The organism is Microbacterium sp. C448 (assembly GCF_000582705.2).
GTDB classification, from domain to species: domain Bacteria; phylum Actinomycetota; class Actinomycetes; order Actinomycetales; family Microbacteriaceae; genus Microbacterium; species Microbacterium lacus_A.
Genome location: NZ_HG779602.1, coordinates 1 through 9,190, shown reverse-complemented (window position 1 = coordinate 9,190; position 9,190 = coordinate 1). Strand labels below are relative to the sequence as shown.

Annotated in this window: 8 protein-coding genes and 2 pseudogenes; 3 read left to right on the top strand and 7 right to left on the bottom strand. The window is 64.5% G+C overall.

Annotated elements, in window-relative coordinates; translation table 11 throughout:
- Together MIC448_RS01750 and MIC448_RS01745 are read right to left on the bottom strand one after the other, a co-directional pair.
- Positions 1-199: pseudogene (locus MIC448_RS01750) on the bottom strand (hypothetical protein); the annotation flags it as partial.
- A gap of 71 nt (positions 200-270) precedes the next feature.
- Positions 271-663 (bottom strand): four-helix bundle copper-binding protein, encoded by a 393-nt coding sequence (locus MIC448_RS01745; protein WP_370651852.1) that lies wholly within the window; start codon positions 661-663, stop codon positions 271-273.
- A gap of 414 nt (positions 664-1,077) precedes the next feature.
- On the opposite strand from MIC448_RS01745, the pseudogene MIC448_RS01740 reads away from it, so the two are divergent.
- Positions 1,078-3,098, top strand: a pseudogene (locus MIC448_RS01740) (copper-translocating P-type ATPase).
- Positions 3,099-3,110: 12 nt separating this feature from the next.
- Positions 3,111-3,449, top strand: a complete 339-nt coding sequence (locus tag MIC448_RS01735) for a metal-sensitive transcriptional regulator (protein WP_036295147.1) — start codon at positions 3,111-3,113, stop codon at positions 3,447-3,449.
- A 210-nt stretch (positions 3,450-3,659) separates the two neighbouring features.
- On the opposite strand, the gene MIC448_RS01730 is transcribed toward MIC448_RS01735, so the two are convergent.
- The 5 genes from MIC448_RS01730 to MIC448_RS01710 form a co-directional block, all read right to left on the bottom strand.
- Positions 3,660-3,911 (bottom strand): hypothetical protein, encoded by a 252-nt coding sequence (locus tag MIC448_RS01730; RefSeq protein ID WP_081766122.1) that lies wholly within the window; start codon positions 3,909-3,911, stop codon positions 3,660-3,662.
- Positions 3,912-4,163: 252 nt separating this feature from the next.
- Positions 4,164-5,744 carry an apolipoprotein N-acyltransferase gene (lnt, locus tag MIC448_RS01725; protein ID WP_051512906.1) on the bottom strand — a complete coding sequence of 527 codons (1,581 nt, stop codon included), beginning with the start codon at positions 5,742-5,744 and terminating at the stop codon, positions 4,164-4,166.
- The gene (lgt, locus tag MIC448_RS01720; protein ID WP_243419850.1) at positions 5,741-6,727 is read right to left on the bottom strand and encodes a prolipoprotein diacylglyceryl transferase; all 987 of its coding nucleotides are present in this window, start codon (positions 6,725-6,727) and stop codon (positions 5,741-5,743) included. The genes lnt and lgt overlap by 4 nt, the downstream gene beginning before the upstream one ends.
- Positions 6,724-7,389, bottom strand: a complete 666-nt coding sequence (locus MIC448_RS16535) for a M23 family metallopeptidase (protein WP_279380974.1) — start codon at positions 7,387-7,389, stop codon at positions 6,724-6,726. The genes lgt and MIC448_RS16535 overlap by 4 nt, the downstream gene beginning before the upstream one ends.
- A gap of 354 nt (positions 7,390-7,743) precedes the next feature.
- Positions 7,744-8,178 carry a hypothetical protein gene (locus MIC448_RS01710; protein ID WP_036295141.1) on the bottom strand — a complete coding sequence of 145 codons (435 nt, stop codon included), beginning with the start codon at positions 8,176-8,178 and terminating at the stop codon, positions 7,744-7,746.
- 342 nt (positions 8,179-8,520) lie between these two features.
- On the opposite strand from MIC448_RS01710, the gene MIC448_RS01705 reads away from it, so the two are divergent.
- On the top strand, positions 8,521-9,190 hold a 670-nt coding region (locus tag MIC448_RS01705; protein WP_100812052.1), incomplete at its 3' end, for a hypothetical protein.

Sequence of the window (9,190 nt, the reverse complement as noted above, 5' to 3'; positions counted from 1 at the left end):
ATGCGGCATCAAACCTGGGGCGCTTCAAACCGGCGAACATCACCCAATACATGACGACCATCGCGGTGAGGATCATCGCCGCGAATCGCAGATACATCGGCATCTGCATCCGCGACTTCTGCTCCGTCTGGTGCTCGTTGTGGTCACGCTGTTGGTCGTTGTTCTGATTCGTCGACAAACGGATCATCTCCTCATTCACTCATTCGTAATCATTCACTCATTCGTACCGTCGATTGCCTCTCGTCGGTCGAGGCGCGATCGGTCGCGCTCTCAGGCGGCGAGCATCTCGACGCAGGCCTGCTCGCAGTGGCGGCACGCCTCTGCGCAGATCTTGCAGTGCTCGTGCATCTCGGCGTGCTGCTCGCACTCCTCCGCGCAAGCGGCGCACGCGGCTCGGCACGCCTCGAGGACCGCACGAATAGTGTCGGGGTTGCTGCCCGTCTGGCGGGTCAGTACGGCAGCGGTCGCGGCGCAGACGTCGGCGCAGTCTAGGTTCTTGCGGATGCATTCGGTGAGCTCCGCGACCATGTCCTCGCTGAGGCACGCGTCAGCGCACGCGGCACACGACTGGGCGCACTCCACGCACGCCTCGATACACGTCAGCAGCGCATTGCTCGCATCGGCCTTCGGGTGGGTGCGCAGCATGTCTCCCGTAATGGTCATCGTCATTGCTCCTTTCCCGCCGGGCGGATGCCCGACCAGCGGCACGCTACAACGGGCATACCCATCCACGGAGGGGGTTGCATACCGGTAGGGGGCTGCGGTACTAAGTCACACGTACGTAGCAAGCCAGAGCGTCTCGCGCACGGCCGCCATACCCAATGGGGGTATACAGTGAACTTGTCGCCATACCAACAAAGGCGACCCCCCAGGAGGGGAAGTTGTCATGTCGATGAACGAGTTTCGGGTATGGATATGACATGCGGGCTCGATGGAGCCCGCTGAATCGCTCGCTCACTCTGTTCCACCCGATGATCGCGACGACGTTGTCGATAGGAAAGGCCCATGACCTCAAACACCTCTGACCACGCCCCTGGGGGGACGCACCCCGGGGAGCACGGTCAGCACACCGGACAGATGGCAGAGCACGACGCACACTCAGAACACGGCGGGGCACATGCGGGCCACGGCGCCGATCACGTAACGCAATTTCGTCGGCTGTTCTGGATCAACCTGATCATTGCCATACCCGTCGTGGCGTTCTCGAGCATGTTTGCGATGCTCGTCGGATACCAGCTGCCCGACTTCCCGGGCGCCGCATTCATCGCCCCCGCGCTGGGTACCGTCATGTATGTGTGGGGCGGGCGCCCGTTCCTCACCGGTGCGGTCGCCGAATTGCGTGCCCGCACACCCGGCATGATGCTGCTGATCGCCCTCGCAATCACTGTCGCGTTCCTCGCCTCCTGGGGCGCGAGCCTCGGACTGTTGGATCACGAGCTCGAGTTCTGGTGGGAGCTGGCACTGCTGATCGTGATCATGCTCCTCGGGCACTGGATCGAGATGCGGTCGCTAGCCCAGACCACTTCGGCCCTCGACTCGCTCGCAGCGCTCTTGCCCGACGAGGCCGAACGGGTCGAGGGCGACGACGTGATCACCGTCTCACCCACCGACCTGAGGGTTGACGATGTCGTGATCGTTCGCCCCGGTGGCAGCGTTCCCGCCGACGGGCGCATCGTCGACGGCAGCGCCGACATGGACGAGTCCATGGTCACGGGCGAATCCCGCACTGTGTCGCGCGGTGTGGGCGACCCGGTCGTGGCGGGTACCGTCGCGACCGATTCCGGGCTGCGCGTGCAGATCACCGCCACGGGTGACGACACCACCCTCGCCGGCATCCAACGGCTCGTCACCGAGGCGCAGGCTTCGTCATCGCGAGCACAGCGTCTCGCCGACCGCGCCGCGGCATGGCTGTTCTGGTTCGCCCTCGGCTCCGCCGTCATCACCGCGCTCGTCTGGAGCCTCCTCGGCAACCCCGATGCTGCCGTCGTCCGCACGATCACGGTGCTCGTGATCGCGTGCCCTCACGCGCTCGGGCTCGCGATCCCCCTGGTCGTCTCGATCGCAACCGAACGCGCCGCGCGCGGGGGCGTTCTCATCAAGGACCGCCTGGCGCTCGAGAGCATGCGCACGATTGACGCCGTGCTCTTCGACAAGACCGGCACCCTCACCAAGGGCGAGCCGACTATCACCGATGTGCAGACGGTTGGGGATGTCGAGCCCGACACCGTTCTGCGCCTCGCGGCCGCGGCGGAGGCCGACAGCGAGCACCCGCTCGCGAAGGCGATCGTCCGCGCCGCGCAGGACCGGGGCCTCGCCGTGCCGCGCGCATCCGGCTTCCACTCCTCCCCCGCCGTCGGCGTCACCGCGACCGTCGAGGGCACCAAAATCCGGGTCGGCGGGCCGGGGCCGCGGCGTCCGAAATCCCCGCCGCCGACACGTGGCGAGATGAGGGCGCGATCATCCTGCACGTCATGCAGAACGGCGCGGTCATCGGCGGGCTGCGGCTCGCGGACGAGATCCGCCCCGAATCGCGCGAAGCCGTCGAGGCGCTGCACGCCCTCGGGGTCGAGGTCGTCATGATCACCGGTGACGCAGATGCCGTCGCGCGGACGGTCGCGGGCGAACTCGGCATCGACCGGTACTTCGCGGGCGTCCGCCCCGAAGACAAGTCAGCCAAGGTCGCCGAACTGCAACACGGCGGACGCAAGGTCGCGATGGTGGGCGATGGCGTGAACGATGCCCCCGCCCTAGCGCAGGCCGACGTCGGCGTCGCCATCGGCGCCGGCACCGACGTCGCGATCGCTTCCGCCGGAGTCATCCTCGCCAGCTCCGACCCGCGCTCGGTGGTATCGGTCATTGAGCTGTCGCGAGCGAGCTACCGCAAGATGCAGCAGAATCTCTGGTGGGCCGCTGGCTACAACCTGCTCTCGGTCCCGCTCGCCGCCGGCGTGCTCGCCCCGATCGGATTCGTGCTGCCGATGTCGGTCGGCGCGATCCTGATGTCGCTGTCGACGATCGTCGTCGCCCTCAACGCCCAACTCCTCCGGCGCCTCGACCTGCAGCCCGAGGCATCCGTCCGCGCCGTCCTGAACCGCTAGAGAGGCCCTGCCATGTCGAACACCACCCGAGACCCCGTTCACGAGCCTGAATTCGCTCACGAACCCGCCGGGCACGGCTACATCACCGACAAGTCCAAGTACCTCAACCGGCTGAAGCGCATCGAGGGACAAGCCCGGGGTGTGCACAAGATGATCGAGGACGAGAAGTACTGCATCGACATCTTGACGCAGATCAGTGCTCTCACCAGCGCGCTACAGGTCGTCGCCGTCGGTCTTCTCGACGATCATCTCAAGCACTGCGTCCTCAATGCCGCGCGCGCGGGCGGCGACGAGGCAGACATAAAGATCAAAGAAGCCACCGACGCCATCGCGCGACTCGTGCGGTCCTGAATTCCCACCAGGCGGAAGCACGGCGGCGGTCTGCCTGACACCGCGCGCCAACATCGCCCCACCCCTCCGTCTCTCCAACCGCGTATCGCGCGGCAGACGCGGCGCAGTGTGCTCAGCCGCGAGCCGCGCGAAGCGAGTTCGGCGGATGGACACCCATAGGCGTGAGGCGCACCCTTCAGATGCAAGGACAGTGACCCGGCGCCCGAGGCCTCAAGACGGTTTGCGGCTGGACACCATTGCCCCGACGATCACCAGCAGCGCGGCAGCAGGATAGCCTGCGGCGAGGTCGACCCAACCTTCCGGTTGAGCTGGCCCGAAAGCTTCCAAATGCGCAAGCCAGTGGATGATGCCAACCACTGCTCCACCGATCATGATCACTTGACCTGCGCGGAGATATATCCGGCGGCGGCGGAAACGCTTCTGGAATTCTTCTTGGGTGGGCTCTCTACGCGGCGTGTCCATATGGCCTCCTCGCTTGTGGGGGTTTTGCAGCACCAACATGCTGCGGCGACAAGTGCTGCACCTCGGCGATCAAATGTGCCGACAGGAACAGTTGGTGCGACCGAGTCGGGCCGCGCCGCTGGCGGTTCAGGGCACACCGCACTTTTAGGCGAGCGCGGGCGCACGTGCCGGTACGGACCTCGCCATTTGGTACGTGCGTCACGTTCACGGCGCCTTCAAATCGGCGCAGGCATCGTGGTAGCGAGTCACGCATCATAAGTGCCTCAGCGGAATCGTGCTCCGGCGGGATGACTTCGACGAGAGTCCAGCCACCGCACCCGCCGCGAATAGCAGAACGAGGACGCCCACGCCGAGCCGGTCGAACCATGGTGCTACCGCCATCGCTGGAGTGACCGAGTCGGATAGCGGCGCTTCGGCGACCATGGCGGAGCTTGTGAATGGTGCCATCGTGGCGATCTCTGCGCCGTCGGGCCCGATGATCGCGGATGATCCCACGGTAGACACGTTCGCCACGGATCGAGCCGTCTCCATCGCGCGGGCGCGCGCGATGGAGAGCTGCTGCTCACCCTGAGCTGAATCTCCGAAGTCAGCATTATTGGACGGGACGATCAGAATCTCGGCTCCCGTAGCGATAGTTTCCCGGACGAGTTGGTCGGAGACGATATCGAAGCAGAGTGCCAGACCGATCGGGACGCCGTTCACCTGGACGGTGGCGGCTGTCGTTCCCGGGGTCATATCGACAGGAATCAGCGACGGAACGAACGGCAGGAGGCTTGACCAAGCTGCACGGTCCGGAAGGTATTCGGCGAAAGGGACCGGGTACCTCTTGTCATATTGTTCGACTACTCCCACGCCCGCGCGCCAGACGAGTGCGCTGTTGAAGACCTGATCGTCGTCTACCGTGAGCGTGCCGAAAAGGATAGGCGCGCTCACCCGATCGGCGATGCCGTCGAGCGTGGCTTGAACCTCGGCGGTTCGCGCGACGTCAACATCAACAGAATTCTCGGGCCACACCAGAAGATCGAGATCTTCGTCATACAGCGATTGCGTTGCACGCACATGATCCGCAAAGATTCTCCCCGGCGCACTGGCGTTAAAGATGCCGGCGTCCGAGTTGCCCTGCGCCGCGCCGACTCGCATACTTCCTGTTTCGTTGAAGGAGAAAGAGGGCACGGCCACGAGAGCGGCGAGAAGAACGAGGGGAGCGGATGCGTGCCCAACTCTGCGCGAGCGTGCCACCTGCACGAGCATCGTGCTCATCACGACGGCAGCGAAAGTGGTTCCGGCAACCCCGACCCACGGCAGTAGGTCGCGCATTGGCCCGTCCACCTGACTGTAGGCGAGTCGGCCCCAGGCGAAGCCACCATACGGCCAGTTCCCGGTAACGAAATCGCGCCCGACCCATGCCGCTCCCACCATCACGGGGACTACCACCATCCGGGAGATATCTCCCGGGATCCGCTCCTCAATCGTCCGCCACCCGGCGATCATGATTGCGGCGGCGGCCACCGACATGAGCACCTGTAGCGCGACGAGTGCTACCCAGGGTGCGGGACCGAGATAGGTCGTCAACCAGACAATGTGAATACCCCAGAAACATGTCGCTCCCGCCGCGGCTCCCGCCAGCGCACGGGTCATCCGTGGTGCCGTCAGAACGCAGATCTGCAGCGCCACGCCCACGAGAGCGAAGGGCCAAGACCCGACGGGCGGGAACGCGAGCGTCGTGAGAGAACCCCCCAGTGCGCCAAGAGCCAGAGTCTGCGGGAAGGCATATCGGGGCGCCCACTTCGCGTGGCGCGGGCGCACCGCCTCCAGCGGGACCGGTGTGGTCATGGTCCGGTGTGGTTGTCGCCTGCCACGCGAGGGTCGGAGTCGGACGCTACGCTGGCTGAGCGGTGGGGTTCTCCGTCGCTCTCGAGGGTGTGGCCATCCTCGTGGTCGCTCGGAGCGGTTTCCGGTGAGCGCCCCTTTCGGTAAACACTCAATTCGGGCTCCGGGTGGCGGGCCGCTTGGATCACGATGAGAAACACACCGGCGATCGCCACGACGAGCGCCGTCAGTACGTTTATCTTGACGCCCCAGATTTCGAGCTCGGTGGGGTCGATCCGAATGGATTCGAACGATGCCCTGCCCGTGCCGTAGATGAGCAGGTAGACGCCGAGCGCCCTGCCCCACCTCAGGCGATAGCGACGCTCCAGAAGAAGGATGGTCGCGGCGCCTGCGAGATTCCACAACATCTCGTACAGAAAGAGCGGGTGAAAAAGCGTGCCCGGCGGCAAACCCTCCGGGAAAGCGGCGCTCTGCGGGTCGATTTGAAGCCCCCACGGGAGAGTGGTGGGAAAGCCGTAGAGCTCTTGATTGAAGTAGTTCCCCAGCCGACCTACTGCTTGCGCGATGAGCATGGCCGGTGCGAGTGCGTCGGCGAAGGACAGGAACCGGATTCCGGCAATGCGGCATCCGATCATCGCGGCAGCGCCCCCGACGAGGACGGCACCGAAGATGGCGAGTCCCCCCTCCCAGACATAAAGCACGCGCCACAGATCAGCGCCCGGGTAGAAGTAGTCGTTGGGATGGGTGATCACATGGTAAACACGTCCACCGGCGATCCCGAAAGGGACCGCCCACAGCGCGATGTCGACGACGACGCCGCGGGCGCCACCTCGCCGTTCGAGGCGCCGAGAAGCCAGCCACGTGGCGATCGCAATCCCCAAAATGATGAAGAGCGCATAGAAGCGAAGTTCGAAGCCGCCGAGATAGACAGAATTGATGGAGGGGCTGGGAATACCCGCCGTGAACATCAGGCCGCTGCCGTTCAAGGATTCACCTTTGCCGACAGCCACGCGTAGGGGTCGATGTAGGTGCCGTCGGCACGCATCATACCGAGGTGTAGGTGGGGGCCTCCGCTCAGTCCGGTATCGCCGACTTTGCCGACGAGGTCACCGACACTGACCGAATCACCGGCCCGGAGAGCCAGCGTCCCGACTGCCATGTGTGCGTACAGGCTGCTGATTTTCTCCCCGTCGACGACGTGGTCGATGATCGCGTACACGCCCCACTGGCTGCTGTCGCTGGCTGACGCTTCCCGTACGACGCCATCGGCGACCGCTTGGATCGCCGAGCCGGCGCCCGGGTTCATATCGATCCCGTTGTGATCCTGCGGGCAACCAGGGCACGGTGATTCGCGCCATCCGAACCCGCTGCTGATCGGAACTCCGGTCAGAAAGGGCCACTGTATCGCGCCGCTGTAGTTGACGAATGTGGATGCTGTCTGCGCATACACTCCCGTCGTGATCGCGCTCGCACTGACGTACGTTCCCCGATCGAGGGGTGCGCCTGTCACCTGGATGTCGAGGTCAAGCGATTGGGCCTCGCCGTCGGAGCCACTTGCTTCCACCGTGTCGCTCGACACCGATGCCGGGAATGAGGCGCCGCTGGCGGGAAGAGCGAAACTTAGCGCTAGCGCCACCGCGGACGACATCGCGGTCGCCGACACAATTTGTCGCCGGAACGACGAACGACGCATCACGGCGAGCGGAGGGTGGGGTAGCGCTGATGGCGAAAATCTCCGGCGCTCCTTTTCGCTCTCCCTGATGCTTCGGCGGGTCGGCGAGGTAGCGGGCATGGACGGGTCTGACGATGAGGGCATTGTGATTCCGGAAGGAGACTAAGTCGCGCGCACCGGCGCGGAAGAAAAGCGAGAGGATCCAGGTAGCGGATCACTCGTGACACGGTCGAGGATCATGAGGCAGACCGGTCTTGACTCACGCCGCCACGCCGCCTGAAAATACGCGGCGTGGGGCGGTAACGAGCACCGTGACGAAAACGGGTGTGCTCAGGTCCGACTGATCGAGAGGACGTGAAGATCTGGTGCGCTGTGAAGGAGCACCCGCGCACGGAAACCCGTCCCTGAAGGGGGAACCAGACGTGTCGACAGCCAGAATCGCCGCGACGCCCGTGCGAGCCCGAGGCCTAAGGCAGCGACGAACGCGCAGACCGCGACAACCATGCACGCAAACAGGTCACCCATGTGGGATGAGCAATTTGAATCGCAGGGTTCAGCAACGGAAGAAGAACCGTCCGATACGGAGGACAATATCGGGTTCTCCATAATGCTCTGCGAAAGGGACACTTCCGACGAGCCTGCGACGTTGTGCTCGCCCTCGCCCCCTGCATGCATCGCCAGAAGGGCGAGCACGAAGAGCGACACGAGCGTGACGAGCCAGAGGGTCGCGCCCTGCGTGCGTGTGCCGTCGCGAAGAATGTTCACTCGCGCCTTCCTGCCGCAGGGCTCGTTACGTGATCGTGATGACTTCAGGACAGAGTACAAGATCTGCATCCGAGACTTTCCTGTGAACCACACCTGGTAGGTATCGCCAACTGCAGTTGCTCGGCGTGTCTGGACAAGCGCGCTGGATGATCGGTGTAAGGGTAGCGAACGTTTCCCGCTATCGTCACCCGTCGCACGAGGAGTCCAATGTCCCGCTACCTTCCGCCGGTGGCGCTTCCCGCTGTCGACTGCGGGTGTGCACCATCCGCAGAAGAACTACGCAAACTTGAAGGACCGCGACGCGATGCGGGCGTCAGACACACATTGGGGCGGCGGGGCTTCGTGCGCATCGGCGCGCTCGGGCTGCTCGCCGCGGCGTCGCTCGGGGTGGCTGCTCCGGCCTTCGCTGCCACGTATCCGTCCTGGGACGATGTGCAGCGCGCCCGCGACAATGAAGCCGCGAAAGCCACCGAGATCTCGCGCATTCAAGGGTTCATCGCAACACTGAACGCCAACGTCATACGGACGCAGGCAGCAGCAGAGGAAGCGTCTCAAGAATTCTTCGTCGCGGAGGAGGAGTACTTTGCTGCTGTTGCGCGGGCGGATGAGTTCCAGTCCCAGGCCGATGCCCAGGCCGCCGTCGCAGCGACTGCCTCGGAACGAGCGGGCCGCGTTGCAGCGGAGATGTATCGATCGGGTGGCGACGACACGTCGTTGCGATTGTTCTTTTCCGATGCCGGTGACGCCGACCAGCTGCTGAGCAGGTTGGGCAGGGCTGACAAACTTCTGCAGCGAAACCGCGATGCGTTCGCTGATGCCACCGTCGCGCGCGGGGCGGCACAGTCGCTCAGCGATCAAGCCGCGGTCGCGCGAGACGAACGCGATCGACTCAAGCAGCTCGCTTCGCAGCGAATGGAAGAGTCGCAGGCAGCAGCCGACGCGGCTCAGCAGGCTCTCGATGAACAATCCACCAACTTGGTCGTCCTAGGTGCGTGGGTCAGATCCTTCCGTT